This is a genomic window from Tolypothrix sp. PCC 7601 (assembly GCF_025677855.1).
GTDB classification, from domain to species: Bacteria; Cyanobacteriota; Cyanobacteriia; order Cyanobacteriales; family Nostocaceae; genus Aulosira; species Aulosira diplosiphon.
In genome coordinates, this window is sequence record NZ_CP064879.1 from 1,128,721 (window position 1) to 1,143,363 (window position 14,643).

General features: G+C 41.0%; 14 protein-coding genes and 1 pseudogene. 5 read left to right on the top strand and 10 right to left on the bottom strand.

Annotated elements, in window-relative coordinates; translation table 11 throughout:
• Positions 1-307 precede the first annotated feature (307 nt).
• The 4 genes from HG267_RS04580 to HG267_RS04595 all read left to right on the top strand — a co-directional run bounded on the left by HG267_RS04580 (position 308) and on the right by HG267_RS04595 (position 4,055).
• A complete protein-coding gene (locus HG267_RS04580) occupies positions 308-1,390 on the top strand; it encodes a class I fructose-bisphosphate aldolase (RefSeq protein ID WP_045870432.1) in 1,083 nt (360 codons plus the stop codon).
• A gap of 735 nt (positions 1,391-2,125) precedes the next feature.
• A complete protein-coding gene (locus tag HG267_RS04585; RefSeq protein ID WP_045870433.1) occupies positions 2,126-2,431 on the top strand; it encodes an RNA recognition motif domain-containing protein in 306 nt (101 codons plus the stop codon).
• Positions 2,432-2,541: 110 nt separating this feature from the next.
• Complete coding sequence (gene rpsU / locus HG267_RS04590) at positions 2,542-2,736, top strand: 30S ribosomal protein S21 (protein WP_045870434.1); 195 nt, start codon at positions 2,542-2,544, stop codon at positions 2,734-2,736.
• Between the two features lie 578 nt (positions 2,737-3,314).
• Positions 3,315-4,055: a hypothetical protein gene (locus tag HG267_RS04595; RefSeq protein ID WP_045870435.1), complete on the top strand. Its 741-nt coding sequence runs from the start codon at positions 3,315-3,317 to the stop codon at positions 4,053-4,055.
• A gap of 16 nt (positions 4,056-4,071) precedes the next feature.
• On the opposite strand, the gene HG267_RS04600 is transcribed toward HG267_RS04595, so the two are convergent.
• From HG267_RS04600 to HG267_RS04610, 3 genes are all read right to left on the bottom strand, one after another.
• The gene (locus HG267_RS04600) at positions 4,072-4,665 is read right to left on the bottom strand and encodes a phosphatase PAP2 family protein (RefSeq protein ID WP_045870436.1); all 594 of its coding nucleotides are present in this window, start codon (positions 4,663-4,665) and stop codon (positions 4,072-4,074) included.
• A gap of 222 nt (positions 4,666-4,887) precedes the next feature.
• Positions 4,888-5,775 (bottom strand): hypothetical protein, encoded by an 888-nt coding sequence (locus tag HG267_RS04605; protein WP_045870437.1) that lies wholly within the window; start codon positions 5,773-5,775, stop codon positions 4,888-4,890.
• Between the two features lie 137 nt (positions 5,776-5,912).
• Entirely contained in the window at positions 5,913-6,422 is a 510-nt protein-coding gene (locus HG267_RS04610) for a hypothetical protein (protein WP_045870438.1), read from the bottom strand.
• Positions 6,423-6,862: 440 nt separating this feature from the next.
• On the opposite strand from HG267_RS04610, the gene HG267_RS04615 reads away from it, so the two are divergent.
• Positions 6,863-8,065, top strand: a complete 1,203-nt coding sequence (locus HG267_RS04615) for a DUF1624 domain-containing protein (RefSeq protein ID WP_045870439.1) — start codon at positions 6,863-6,865, stop codon at positions 8,063-8,065.
• 467 nt (positions 8,066-8,532) lie between these two features.
• On the opposite strand, the gene HG267_RS04620 is transcribed toward HG267_RS04615, so the two are convergent.
• The 7 genes and pseudogenes from HG267_RS04620 to atpE form a co-directional block, all read right to left on the bottom strand.
• Positions 8,533-9,480, bottom strand: coding sequence for a F0F1 ATP synthase subunit gamma (locus tag HG267_RS04620; RefSeq protein ID WP_045870440.1), 948 nt, complete (start codon positions 9,478-9,480; stop codon positions 8,533-8,535).
• Between the two features lie 92 nt (positions 9,481-9,572).
• A complete protein-coding gene (gene atpA, locus HG267_RS04625; protein ID WP_045870441.1) occupies positions 9,573-11,093 on the bottom strand; it encodes a F0F1 ATP synthase subunit alpha in 1,521 nt (506 codons plus the stop codon).
• A 63-nt stretch (positions 11,094-11,156) separates the two neighbouring features.
• Positions 11,157-11,711: an ATP synthase F1 subunit delta gene (gene atpH / locus HG267_RS04630; RefSeq protein WP_045870442.1), complete on the bottom strand. Its 555-nt coding sequence runs from the start codon at positions 11,709-11,711 to the stop codon at positions 11,157-11,159.
• Complete coding sequence (locus HG267_RS04635; RefSeq protein WP_045870443.1) at positions 11,711-12,268, bottom strand: F0F1 ATP synthase subunit B; 558 nt, start codon at positions 12,266-12,268, stop codon at positions 11,711-11,713. The genes atpH and HG267_RS04635 overlap by 1 nt, the downstream gene beginning before the upstream one ends.
• 192 nt (positions 12,269-12,460) lie before the next feature.
• The gene (locus HG267_RS04640; protein WP_045870444.1) at positions 12,461-12,892 is read right to left on the bottom strand and encodes a F0F1 ATP synthase subunit B'; all 432 of its coding nucleotides are present in this window, start codon (positions 12,890-12,892) and stop codon (positions 12,461-12,463) included.
• An 876-nt stretch (positions 12,893-13,768) separates the two neighbouring features.
• Positions 13,769-14,211, bottom strand: a pseudogene (locus tag HG267_RS04645) (F0F1 ATP synthase subunit B').
• 178 nt (positions 14,212-14,389) lie between these two features.
• A complete protein-coding gene (gene atpE / locus HG267_RS04650; RefSeq protein ID WP_015112744.1) occupies positions 14,390-14,635 on the bottom strand; it encodes an ATP synthase F0 subunit C in 246 nt (81 codons plus the stop codon).
• Between the last annotated feature and the right edge of the window lie 8 nt (positions 14,636-14,643).

Genomic DNA, 14,643 nt, shown 5'->3' on the forward strand with positions numbered 1-14,643 from the left:
GGGGGAAGGGGGAAGGGGGAAGGGGGGAAAAGCTGGGGAGAAATTATAGAAAATTCTTATCCTTATTGATGTACATCAGAGATGATGACGATAGTTACGATTAATAATTATTGCGGAGAATATATACCTAAAGGCATATTGCCAAAAGTCAATTTCTTTATATCATAAATAGATGCGATCGCTCTGAAGAAATAGAAAAATTCTAGAATTAAAAGCATATTTAATTCACACTTGCGTAATAAGTTCTAAATAATAAGAGTGTTATCTTAAAAGCAAGGTCATTTACTCAAATTTTGAGGAATAAATCATGACTGCAACGCTTTTAGCAGGTAGTTCTATCGAGTCGTTTTTAGGTCAAGAAGCAGAAGACCTGCTCACCTACAAAGCAAAAGTTTCTCAAGATTTATTACATTTACCGGGGCCAGACTTTGTGGATCGAGTTTGGCTAAATAGCGATCGCAATCCGCAAGTATTGCGTAATCTTCAGCAACTCTATTCTACTGGTCGTTTAGCATATACTGGCTATCTCTCAATTCTGCCAGTAGACCAAGGTATTGAACATTCAGCCGGAGCATCCTTTGCACCTAATCCGATTTATTTTGATCCAGAAAATATTGTGCGGTTAGCAATAGCTGGAGGTTGTAATGCTGTTGCTACAACTTTAGGTGTCTTGGGCAGTGTTTCACGGAAATACGCGCACAAAATCCCCTTCATAGTCAAAATAAATCATAACGAACTTTTGACTTTCCCCAATCAATTCGATCAAGTATTATTTGCTGATGTCGAACAAGCTTGGAATTTGGGTGCAGCAGCTGTTGGCGCGACAATTTATTTTGGTTCTGAACAGTCAACTCGACAAATTCAGGAAATTAGCCAAGCTTTTAAATACGCCCATGAATTGGGGTTAGCAACTATTCTCTGGTGCTATCTGCGGAATAACGCTTTTAAGCAAGATAAAGACTATCATCTTGCGGCTGACCTCACCGGACAAGCAAATCATTTGGGTGTCACGATTGAAGCAGACATTATTAAGCAGAAGTTACCAGAAAATAATCATGGTTACACTGCTGTAGCCAAAGCAACAGGCGAGTCTTACGGTAAAACTAACGAGCGGATTTACACAGACTTAGTAACCGACCATCCCATTGACTTGACTCGCTACCAAGTACTGAATTGCTACTGCGGACGTGCAGGATTAATTAACTCTGGTGGTGCGTCTGGTAAAAATGACTTTGCAGAAGCAGTTCGCACTGCTGTGATTAACAAACGTGCCGGTGGTACTGGCTTAATTTCTGGACGGAAAGCGTTTCAACGTCCCTTTGAAGAAGGAGTGAAATTATTTCACTCCATTCAAGATGTTTACCTATCATCAGATGTGACCATAGCTTAATGCAGAAAACATAGCAAATAAAACAGTAATACCAATTCTTTAAAATTCAGCAACAGGGCTAAATTCATCAACCCTTATGTATCTGACTTTCCCCATTTTAAATTTTGAATTGGTATGAGGTGGGTCATGTATCCACCTTAATTTTTTATAAAAATAATTAATGCTAATCATCAAAAATCTAGCTGGCAATTTACTCGATGGCGAGATGAGACTAAACTAAGATTTTGGCTAATCTTTAAGCAAACTACACTTTGATAATTTATCATCCAATACCGTTTATTTAGCGCCAAAAACCTGAAAATGCGGAGATTGGGTTTATTTCCTCACCCCAACCAGCCCCGGAAATGTTAGGTTTTAAGGCGTTTAACAGAACCTAAAATTTATCCTATAATCACAACTTGGCAATTACAGACAATTGCCATTCAATGGTCAATTACAGCAGAGAAACTATGAAAAGAAGAGAAGTTTTAAAAATTTAAACAATAATTCCGTTGAAATATCCCTTAAAAATGTAATAATATAATGCTTGCAAAAATCTAGTTGTAAATACAAATTTTTTTGCCTGAGCTGAAAAATTTGTATATTGAAAATCAAACTATGCAGGATTATAATTTTTAAATACTGTGCTATAATCGTGCATATAAAGATTATTTTCGGTTGAGCTATTCGTTTTGATTTCACTAAAGCGTCTCTCCGAATTTAAGTCTCTACGCTAACTGGATTCGGAGACAAACCATGTCGATTTATGTTGGGAATTTGTCCTATCAGGTTACAGAAGATGACCTGAAGCGGGCTTTTGCTGAATATGGAACAGTTAATCGCGTTCAACTACCTACAGACCGCGAAACTGGTCGTCCACGTGGCTTTGCATTTGTGGAAATGGACACAGATGCTCAAGAAGTAGCTGCAATTGAAGCACTAGATGGTGCAGAATGGATGGGACGCGATTTGAAAGTCAACAAAGCTAAACCTCGTGAAGAAAGAAGCCCTGCTTCTCGTGGTGGCTGGAATAACAACAACCGTAATAATCGTCGCTACTAAGCCTGGCGCTGAAAACTTAAAATCTAGAGTCTCCAGCAGATAAAGCCCAAGGCTCAATTCTGCTGGAATATTTTATTTCGTCTATTCATCCACATTCAGGAGGAATGAGAATGACCCAAGTAGTCTTAGGAGAGAACGAAGGTATTGAATCAGCTTTACGAAGATTTAAGCGGGAAGTTTCCAAAGCCGGAATTTTCCAAGATATGCGTAAAAAGCGTCACTTTGAAACGCCTTTAGAGAAAGAAAAACGCAAAGCAGTTGCAAGACACAAGCAAAGTCGTAGACAACGTTCTCGCTACAAATAACATTTTTTAGAAATTTGCTCTTCGACTAAATTACTGTGTTTAACTACCATATTGGTAGCTTTACTATCAGCAAGCCCAAAGAAGAGAAGGGAATAGGGGCTAAAGACAGCTAGACATCAATAATAACCTTTAGTAGTAGCACTGTTTTAGCTTGCAGTGCTACTACAAATGTATATAGGACTCCAATACTGCTCGGTTAAGGATGTTCAACTCTTAATTTGGTTTGGGGAAAAGGTGAAAGGGTAAGGGTTAAAGGTTTTTTCTTGCCCCTTTTCTCCTTACCCTTTTGCCCTTAACCGACAAGTATTGTATAGGACTCTTATTTGATTGTTGTAATTCATGTAGCGTGCTTTGAGGATATTTATTAAGTAAATCTTCAGTAGGTTGTTTTAGGCGCTGATTTCCCAGATGATTTGTCACAGAAGCACTATCCTAGCGCCTAACGCACCATCCATGCGGCGATGGGTTACGTTTATTTTGCGGAACTTACAGCTATGTAGAGCTATCTTCTTTGTATACTGACAAAGTGTCGCAGATACTTTCATAATGCCATCTCTGATTCTAGGTTTTCAGATAAAATGTTGCGCCTTTATCATCTTTTAATTGGTGTGATCTTGTTAGCACTAATCCCAGTGGGAATTAAATTTGTTCCACCTCTGTTTTCTGCAAACAATCCCCAGCAGAAAAACCCAGCAGTACAGCCGTTAAATAAACCTAGTCCTAATGAGGGAGAAGGGAATATTTGGCAGGAGATTTTGGTTAATAAGAGTGCGCCAAATAATTGGCAAGTTGTTCCTTGTAAAGGAAATGCACCGCTTTTATGCGTCTCCAGCCAAGGCAAACTTTTAGGTACAGTTGAGATTGGGGTTTACCCATTAGCAAACAATCCCGATTTTCAAAAGAAACTAGAAGCAGTTGGGATTCCCGCAGGTAGCAAAGTCGATTCCCAAAATCCTCAGTACCAAACTCAGATATTGACAGCACTAAAAGCTTGGGTCACAGACTACTATAGTGCTATCTCCAAAGACCGCCAGGCTACTTACAAAAACGATATTATCTTCTCTAGCCATCCCCCCCAAACGGTAACGATTGGAAAACTTCCAGGACTCCGTTATGGATTTGTGGGACTAAAGCGCCAAGGAGGAGTACAAGAACAACATATTGGTCATGTAACCTTTGATGGAACTTCACTTTACGTGATTACTAGTGGCTATGACCCAGCTTTAGCCACAGGCAAGTTTGATAAGTTAGAAGACTGGGCAATTTTCCAACCATATTTATATGCGATCGCAGCTGATATAAATTTGCCCCAAAAATAAATTATTTGTTATGCTCTCAAAACGAGCCGACTACCTGTAGTCCCACAAGCGATTCACCCGCGTCATCACTGCTAATAATGGGGAATAAAATTAACCCATGCTTTTGGCTAAGTTCCAATTGTGCTGTCAGGTATCCTAGTGCAGCCCCAGCTAGCACTTCTGTCAGACGATGACGATTGAGGTTAATTCGGGAATAGGCAATCAAAGATGCGCCAGAATACCAAATTATTGCCGAACCCGGATGATAATGGCTTTGTACAGTAGCGATCGCAAATGCTGCTGTCGCATGACAACTGGGAAAACTATCACGGGAGTCAGAATCGGGGCGCTTCACATCGGTGATTTCTTTTAAAGAAATACAAAGCAGAGTACTGGTAGTCAGGGAGTCTAAAGCTCGTAAAGAGTGTTGTCCGCCTTGTTTCCCATCTTGCAATAGAGGTAGGGTCACACCAGCACCTAAGTACAGCGCAGTTCCGCCACTGGAGACAAAATTAGACAAGTCTTTGTCAAAAGTATCTGCGATCGCTTTCGGAGCCAAAATCGTACAGTATAGGGCAATTAAAGTAGGGCATAATGTTATTAACCTGGAGAGCAAGAGGTTATTTTTCATTTAATTTATGTATAGTAATTTTTGATAAAAATTTTCATGCATAATAAATAGCGATCGCCACTATTTGTTAAAAATAAATATAACTATATTGAGAGAGGCAGAAGAGGCAAGCCTCTTTTACTTTTTCCCAGCAACCTTTACATAATTCGATTATTGATAATTGGTTTGAGTAATAGATAAATATAAACATTACCCATTACTCAATACCAATTACCTCTCAGATTAAATCTCAGCTACAGCTCGTTCAATCAAACGACGCGCCAAAGTTTGCGTTCCTGTGTGTTCATAGTAGTTAGTTGCCACATCCAAAAACGCCCCCAGGTAGTCTAATTTATCATTAGAAATTTCGACAAAATTTTGTAAATGACCAACAACGTTTTGTGGCGTTAAATTATTGGAATTAACTAGATCACCCATCCAACCTTTAACTGAGTCAAAGCTTTGACCAATAAAGTTCAGCTTCCCACTATCATTGTTACCTGGGATAGCATCTTTGATACTTTGAAAAGTTGAGTTTTGTGCTAATTCCTGGGGATTTGTTTGACTGATACTAGATAAAGCTTTGCTGATAAAGTCAGGCCCTAAAGGTATCAAACCATCAACGCAGACTAATGCAACCATGCGAATCAAAGATTCGCCAGCATACTCACCTAAAGAAGCCACAAAATCACCAATGCTATCTCCGGGAATGCCATTAATTTGACAGAAAGCTACCAATTCAGCCACAACTTTTAATGTCAGGTCAATAGTTTGAGCTTTATCTGGTTTGGGAGTGACACTATTTAAAAAACCTAACAGGGGAATTTTTTCGCCCACCTTATTAGCCAAAGCTGCTGCACCTAAGGCTTTATCTGTACCATCAACAGTTTGATATAGCCATAAAGCTGTTTGATAACCTTGAGATTTATCGTTGAATAGATAAATTGCCCGTTCGCCAATTTGTTGAATTAGGGCTTCGTCACTTTCACCAGTTACGGTTTTAATCGTGTTGACAAAGCCTACAGTATTTTGCCACTCACCAGGAGCAACAAAATCTAGGGCGTTCAACATAGAAATAGTCAAACCACTGGTTGGTAGTTCATCAACCAACTGAAAAATCGGTTTACTCAAAATAATCTCCTGATTGCTGTGATGTAATTTTTATTTCTCTTGTGCAGCTTATACCAATTTTGGATTTGAGAATTGAAAACATAGAACACAACGCTGCTTCCAGATTCTCAAACAATACTAACTATGCCAATTTGGTATTATTTGAGTCTCGCCAAACCATTCAGATCGAATTTTTCTAACCAAGCTTCTCTGTCTGTGGCTGTAAATGTTGGGTCTTTAGAAATTGCTTTTACTTGGTATTTACCAACCAAAATAGAAGTTTGAGTATTACCAAGTGTGACTGCAGGATAACCAGCAACTTTTTTGCTACTATTAGAGAATTTTGCTGCTGCAGTGGGAGTACTAGTTGTGTCGGAAATGGCTAATTGCGCTACAACCTTGCCACCTTTTTTCAAATTTGCTTCCGAAAAGCCTTTTTTCTCTTGAGTATAAACGCGCTGGTAGCCATCCCCTCCACTGGGGAAAAATTTGTTCAATTTGCTACCCTGAGTTGCATTTTTAGCAACTGCTTGACCACTTTTTTGGCGACTGCTTTCTTGCTGTGCCTGATCAAAACGTCCAGGGGTTTTAGCGCTACAGGCTGATGTCAGCAATAATACTGATAGTAACAAAGCCGCTAAAATCCTACGCCCACGGGTTAAAGTCATGTTGAGCTTCTCCTTAATGCTTGAGCTTTGAGGCAATTATCAGCGCTTGTCAGGAGTTTCGCAAGAAACTTTACTTTTTGATAATTATTGGTGGGTATCCTGGATTACAGATGTGTTGGGGATGAGGGGGATGAGGGGGAAAAAGACAAACATAAAAACCTCAAAGTCAGAAATTTCTGTCTCTAATTTCTTACTTGAGTTGTAACAATCAAGGTAGATCAATACTTTTCGGAGCCACTATAGCGCAGCTTTCTTGCGCGGTTGCGGCAGCCACAGATTTCTAAGCTTAAAAAATCTTTTTTGGCATAGTCATCCCTAGCATTAAGTAAAGAAATATAACTTATTTACAAATTTGCATAAATACCGTCGGTAGTTGCGTTGATTCTATAGAAGGCATAAACAGCAATTTGCTTCTTACACATTAGGCGTAAGTTGTAATTATGGATATATATTCAAATGCTTCTAGTAACGACCCTAAAAATGATGATCAAATCAGAACTAAACGCCTCGTATCGATAGATTTACTACGTGGTTTGGTGATGGTTTTGATGACATTAGACCATACCAGAGATTTTTTTTCTAATGTTCGTTTTAATGCGTTGGATATAGAACAATCAAATATTTTTCTATTTTTGACGAGATGGATGACCCATTTATGTGCCCCTTCATTCATTTTCCTTGCAGGTGTGGCTGCTTATCTTTCCTTAAAAAGAGGAAAAACAAAGCAAGAGCTAGCTCGTTTTCTATTGATAAGGGGATTTTGGCTAATATTTTTGGAATTAACTGTAGTTAGTTTGGCATGGACATTTTCTCCTGGTACTTTTATGGCAGGAGTACTATGGGCAATTGGTTGGTCTATGGTTGTTTTAGCACTACTAATCCAGTTCCCCATGAGAAATCTAGCTATATTTGGAGTCCTACTGATTATTGGACATAATTTGCTTGATAGTGTGCAAGCTAAACAACTAGGAAATTTTGGCTTTCTTTGGTCATTTCTTCACGAGCGGGCAATGTTTGTATCGACATCAGGAATTCGCTTTTTCTTGGTGTATCCACTTATCCCTTGGGTTGGAGTAATGGTATGTGGCTATGCCTTTGGATATGTGATGACTAAAACCAAGACTCAACGCCTCCGTTGGTTACAAAATTTGGGTTGGGGTTTAATTTTTAGCTTTGTAGTTATCAGAGGGATAAACATTTATGGTGATCCGAAACCTTGGTTAATTCAATCTACATTTTTGAAAACTATATTATCATTCCTCAATTGCAATAAATATCCCCCATCATTAGCTTATTTATTAATTACACTTGGGATAGCTTTTTTGCTACTTTATATATTTGAAAATCAAAACTTATCAGTTCTCAAACCTCTGATTATTTTTGGGAGGGTACCATTATTCTTTTACATTATTCATCTTTGGTTGATACATTTTTCTGCCATTTTGCTAGCCTTACCCAAATATGGATTGAAGGCAATAACTCTGCCCTATCTATTATCTAGCGCTATGCCAAAAGATTATGGATATGATTTACAGTATGTTTATCTTGTATGGATTTTCATAGTTTTTATTCTTTATCTAATATGTAATTGGTATGCTAAGTACAAGGTAAAGAATAAATCTTGGTGGTTACAATTTTTATAAATTTAACTTTCCCTAAATAAAAAAAGCTAACTATCGCAGCTTCATCTGGCAACAAAGGCAATGCCTTCTTTAGGGTGAGAAGCTATGCTTTGAGATTGGTGTTGAACGTTTTGCCAACAACACTAAACTCTGACTGTTGTGCCTTCTAATCTTCAAATTGGTATTATTACACGCACAAGTTGGAGAATGGTTGTTAAAAATAGCTATAGCAATCCTAAATGATTTGTGAAATATTACATGCATGGTTGTTGACTGTTAACCGTTGACAGTCAACAGTCAACAGCCAAAACCGATATTTTTCACAACTGAAATAGGATTGCTATATATTGTTGTTCTGCTTATTTGCCATCGCGATGATTGTGGAATCTAGCAAATAATCTTTGGTAGCAAACACTAAAAATAGCCAATCGCTAATGTTCTAACAACTAGCAATTGGCTATTTTTTGTAACTAACAATTGACAAATCCCTAAGTTAATGCTTCAGCACCACCAACAACTTCTAGAAGTTCTTGAGTAATTGCAGCTTGTCGAGCTTTGTTGTAAGACAACGATAGGGTTCTAATCAATTCACCGGCGTTGTCACTGGCGTTGTTCATCGCCGTCATCCGTGCGGCTAGTTCACTAGCGGCTGATTCTTGTAATGCCCGTAATAGCTGGTTACCCAAATATAAAGGCAATAATGAATCCAGAATTTGTACTGGATCTTGTTCAAAAATCATGTCACGGGGGAAAGGACGGGCTTCGGTAGTCACTTTTTGGCGTTCTACTTCAAATTGACCACCACGGGTTGTTAAGCGGAAGATTTCGTCATCTGCGGCTTCTAAACCTTGAGGATCTAAAGGAAGTAGGGTTTGCACAACTGGACGTGAGCTCACTAAGGAAACAAATCGGGTGTAGATTAATTCGATGCGGTCTACACTTTCCGACAGGAACAAAGACAGCAATTCGTCAGCAATCTTTGTGGCTTCTGCGGCGGTAGGAATTTGTTCTAAACCGCTGTAGGTAGCATCAATGGGTTGGTCACGGCGTTGAAAGTATTGGATAGACTTACGTCCTACCAACACAAATTTGTAATTAATACCTTCGGCTTGGAGTTCCTTGGCACGATTTTCGGCACGGCGAATGACGTTACTATTGTAACCGCCACACAGACCGCGATCGCCTGCAATGACTAACAGCCCGACTGTTTTAACTTCCCGTTTTTTCAGCAGGGGCAAGTTGGCTTCTTCAAACCGCAGACGGGTTTGCAAACCATATAAAACTTGCGCTAATTTATCAGCAAATGGACGGGTAGCTAATACTTGTTCTTGCGCCCGGCGTACTCTCGCCGCCGCTACCAGCCGCATGGCTTCTGTGATTTTTTTGGTGTTTTTGACCGACTGAATGCGATCGCGTATTGCTTTAAGATTGGGCATATTCCGATTTTAGATTTTAGATTTTAGATTTTAGATTTGGAGTTTCGGATTTTAGATTTAATCCAAAATCCAAATTCCAAAATCCAAAATTGTTACGCTGTTGCTTTGAAGGTCTTTTTGAATTCGGTTAGCGCTTCCTTTAAAGCAGCTTCTTCTGCGTCACCCAGTGCTTTGGAAGATTTCACTGCTTCAGCGTACTGAGGTTTGCCGGTCTTCAAGTAATCGCGGAGACCTTTGGTGAAGCTAGTAACTTTGTCTACAGCGATATCATCTAAATAACCGTTGATACCTGCGTAGAGAATTGCTACTTGCTCGTATACGGACAGAGGGTCATTTTGGGGCTGCTTCAAGAGTTCCCGTAAGCGTTGACCTCTGGCCAACTGATCTTGGGTAGCTTTATCTAAGTCAGAAGCAAATTGTGCGAAGGCTTGCAGGTCGTCAAATTGTGCTAGTTCCAATTTAATCTTACCGGCAACTTTCTTCATTGCCTTGGTTTGCGCCGCAGAACCTACACGGGATACGGAGATACCAGGGTTTACCGCCGGACGGATACCAGCGTTAAACAAGTCAGAAGACAAGAAGATCTGACCGTCGGTAATCGAAATTACGTTGGTGGGGATGTATGCAGATACGTCACCTGCTTGGGTTTCGATGATTGGCAGGGCGGTCATGCTACCTTTACCCAATTCATCACTCAGCTTCGCTGCTCTTTCTAATAAGCGAGAGTGAATGTAGAATACGTCTCCGGGGTAAGCTTCCCGTCCGGGTGGACGACGTAGCAGCAAGGACATTTGCCGATAAGCTTGGGCTTGCTTGGAAAGGTCATCGTAAATGACGAGAGTAGCTTTGCCTCTGTACATGAAGTACTCAGCAATGGTGGCTCCGGTGTAAGGAGCGAGGAATTGTAGAGTTGCAGGGTCACTGGCGTTAGCGGCGACGACTACGGTGTAGTCCATTGCGCCTTTGTCTTGCAGTGTTTGGACAACGTTAGCAACGGTGGAAGCTTTTTGACCAACGGCAACGTAGACACAAACGACATCTTCACCTTTTTGGTTGATGATGGTGTCAATTGCGATCGCGGTTTTCCCAGTTTGACGGTCACCAATGATTAACTCGCGCTGACCGCGACCGATGGGAATCATGGAGTCGATAGCTGTAATCCCGGTTTGCATCGGTTCGTGTACAGAACGACGAGCGATAATACCAGGAGCTGGAGATTCAATCAAACGGCTTTCTGAAGACTTGATATCTCCCTTGCCATCGATGGGACGACCTAATGCATCAACAACTCGTCCAATCAAAGCTTCCCCTACGGGTACTTGGGCAATTCTTCCAGTAGCGGTTACAGAGCTACCTTCTTGAATTTCCCGACCTTCACCCATTAACACCGCGCCCACGTTGTCTTCTTCTAAGTTTTGGGCGATGCCAACTGTGCCGTCTTCAAATTCCAATAGCTCCCCAGCCATAGCCTTTTCCAGACCATAGATCCGGGCAATACCGTCACCTACTTGTAATACGGTACCGACGTTAGCAACTTTGACATCTTGGTCGTATTGCTCGATTTGCTGTTGAATAATGCTACTAATTTCGTCAGGTCTGATTGAAATGCTCATGTGTCTAACTTTTTTTCTTGGGAGACGGAACAGAGTAATCGGTTCACCGAAACTTCTGAATTTCTATGAACTGCTTAAGCGCAAAGAAAGGCGGCGCAACTGACCCCGTAAACTAGCGTCAATTACCTGCGATCCTACTTTAATGATCAAACCACCAATTAAATCACGGTCGGTTTTGATTTCCAGTTCTACTTGGCGAGCATTAGTGATGGACAAAACCTTGTCTTTTACAGCTTGTTGTTGAGCTTCTGTGAGGGGAACAGCTGAAGTAACTTCCGCTAACACGGTTTGATTCAGCTGGCGCAACAACGCTAAATACTGCTGCAAAATCGCTTCCAAGAAGAAAATCCGGCGCTTGTCTACCAGCAGCTGCAAAAATCTGCGTAAGTACTGATTTGCGCCATCACCCAATATTTGAGTGATTACTGCTTTTTTCTTTTCAGGCTGAATAAAAGGGTTGTCAATTAAGTTTTGCAGTGGCGCTGAATTTTTCAACAAATTCAGCAATGCGCGCGCATCTTCACCAAATTCTTCCGTCAGATTTTGGGATTGAGCAATTGACATCAGAGCCTGTGCGTAAGGTTGGGCGACTTCGGCTGTTTCTACATTACTTTTCATCAGCTTCCTCCCACCTGCGCGATACTGCGGTCAATTATTGTTTGTTGAACATCGTCAGCAATACCAGTCCGCAGTTCTGACTCGACTTTTTGCAATGCTAATGCAGCTACCCTCTGGCGCAGTTCGGCCAGCGCTCGCTCTCTTTCTGTGTTCAAATCTGCTGCTGCTGTTTGTTGCAAGCGTTCTACGTCTTGCGCTGCTTTTGCCAACAGAGCTTCTTTAGCCGCTTGGGCGCTTTCTTCGGCAGCTTTGCGGATGCGTTGCGCTTCTGCCTGAGCTTGAGTTAACTGCTCTTGCGCCTGAGATAAAGCAATTTGTGCCTCTTTTTGGCGCTTTTCTGCTTCCCGAACTGCGGTTTCAATATTTGACCGTCGCTCGGTGAGGATATTGCTTAAAACTTTACGTCCGAAGTAGAATAATATGCCAACCAGAATCGCTAGGTTAATGAGATTGGTTTCAAACAGGTCTAGGTTTAGACCGAAACCACCTTCTGCTGCGCCTTCTGCTAATTCAGAGTGTTCTGTGGCAAGTAATAAGAATGTGCCCATGTTACCCATCTACAAGTGCGCTGCTCGCTTGCTAATACGTTGTATTTTCCTTTAGGGAAATAAAGGTTCTTAACTTCTCTAAGATCTATTAAGTTGCTGAACTTCCCGAAGGAAAAAAGTGCCTTTTTTGGACACTTAATTAAGCGCTTCGTGGCAATTGCCCATCTGCGCGTATGCTTTCACAGAACCTAATACTGTCGCTTATCTAGCGAGAGCCGGCCCTAATAGTTTTTCTAGAATCTGTCTGCTTAGAGCATCAACTTGTTGTTCTAACTCGCTAAAAGCTTGTTGTTTTTGTTGCTCTATTTCAATAGCAGCTCGTTCTCTTTCTTGTTGAGCTTCCTGTTGCGCTTCAGCGATTTTTTGGGCAGTAATTTTCTTAGCTTCCAACTGAGCTGCTTCTATAGCCGCTTGCGATTGCCTGCGAGCGTCTGCTAGTTGTTGCTCATATTCCTGGGTTAAGCGTTCGGCTTTAGCCAAGCGTTCTTTGGCATCAAGGGTATTCGTTCGGATGTAATTATCGCGATCGTCCAGCACCTTGGTCAGTGGCTTATAGAAAATTACATTCAATAAAGCTGCTAACAACAGGAACTGCAATGCCATAAAGGGCAAAGTAGCATCGAAATCAAACATTTCTCTCCTCTTTGGCTGGAGTAGCAGTGTTCATGGCTAGCAAAATCATCCAACCGTTTAAATTTTAGGAACCCTTAGCCAACAAGGGTAACTTACATCAGAACGACTAAATACCCAAAAGATTTTAATTGTAGAGATGTGAAGATTCAACAATCATGGAAATCTTTTAAGTCTGACAATCGTTCTGATGTAAGTTACCCTTGTTGGCTAAGGAATTCCTAAAAAATTTAAACGTTCTGGAATGATTTATGACAAATAGTAGATTTGATGCTACTTGCCGCATGGCATTGCGGTTCCTGTTGTTAGCAGCTTTTATTGAATGTAATTTTCTATAAATACTGACCAAGATTAACTGGTTTTGTCACTCGCGAAGGGTCTGTCCGAACGAATACCCTTGATGCCACCCAACGCTTGGCTAAAGCCGAACGATAACCCTGGAATATGAGTAACAACCTAGCAGACGCTCCCACGTATCGCAAGCGAATATATAAGCAGCTCAGTTGGAAGCTAAGAAAATTACTTTCTATACTCATCGCTGAAATTTGGCAAAAGCTCAACAAGAGAGAACGAGCTATATTGAAGTAGAGAAAAACAAGGTTAGATGCTCTAAGCAGACAGATTCTAGAAAAACTATTAAGGACGGGTCTCGCTAGATAAGCGACAGTATTAGGTTCTGTGAAAGCATACGCGCAGATGGGCAACCCGCCACGAAGACTTAATTAAGTGTCAAAGAACTTTTTCCGGAGTTCAGCAACTTAATAGATCTTGAGAAGTTAAGAACCTTTATTTCCCTAAAGAAAAATACAGCGTATTAGCAAGCGAGCAGCCCACTTGTAGATGGGCAACATGGGACATTCTTATTACTTGCCACAGAACCTAATACTGTCGCTTATCTGGCGAGCCGGCCCTAACTAGTTTTTCTAGAATCTGTCTGCTTAGAGCATCAACTTGTTGTTCTAACTCGCCAAAAAGCTTGTTGTTTGTTGCTCTATTTCAATAGCAGCTCGTTCTCTTTCTTGTTGAGCTTCCTGTTGCGCTTCAGCGATTTTTTGGGCAGTAATTTTCTTAGCTTCCAACTGAGCTGCTTCTATAGCCGCTTGCGATTGCCTGCGAGCGTCTGCTAGTTGTTGCTCATATTCCTGGGTTAAGCGTTCGGCTTTAGCCAAGCGTTCTTTGGCATCAAGGGTATTCGTTCGGATGTAATTATCGCGATCGTCCAGCACCTTGGTCAGTGGCTTATAGAAAATTACATTCAATAAAGCTGCTAACAACAGGAACTGCAATGCCATAAAGGGCAAAGTAGCATCGAAATCAAACATTTCTCTCCTCTTTGGCTGGAGTAGCAGTGTTCATGGCTAGCAAAATCATCCAACCGTTTAAATTTTAGGAACCCTTAGCCAACAAGGGTAACTTACATCAGAACGACTAAATACCCAAAAGATTTTAATTGTAGAGATGTGAAGATTCACGTCTCTACAATCATAAAACTTTTAGGTCTTAGGCAAAGGGGTTAGCAAATAGCAACACCAAAGCGATTACCAGACCGTAAATGGTGAGGGATTCCATGAACGCCAAGGTTAACAGTAGAGTACCCCGAATTTTGCCTTCTGCTTCGGGTTGACGGGCGATACCTTCTACTGCTTGACCTGCAGCATTACCTTGACCGATACCAGGGCCAATTGCAGCTAAACCAATTGCTAGAGCAGCAGCCAGAACTGAAGCAGCAGAAACTAATGGATCCATGATGATTT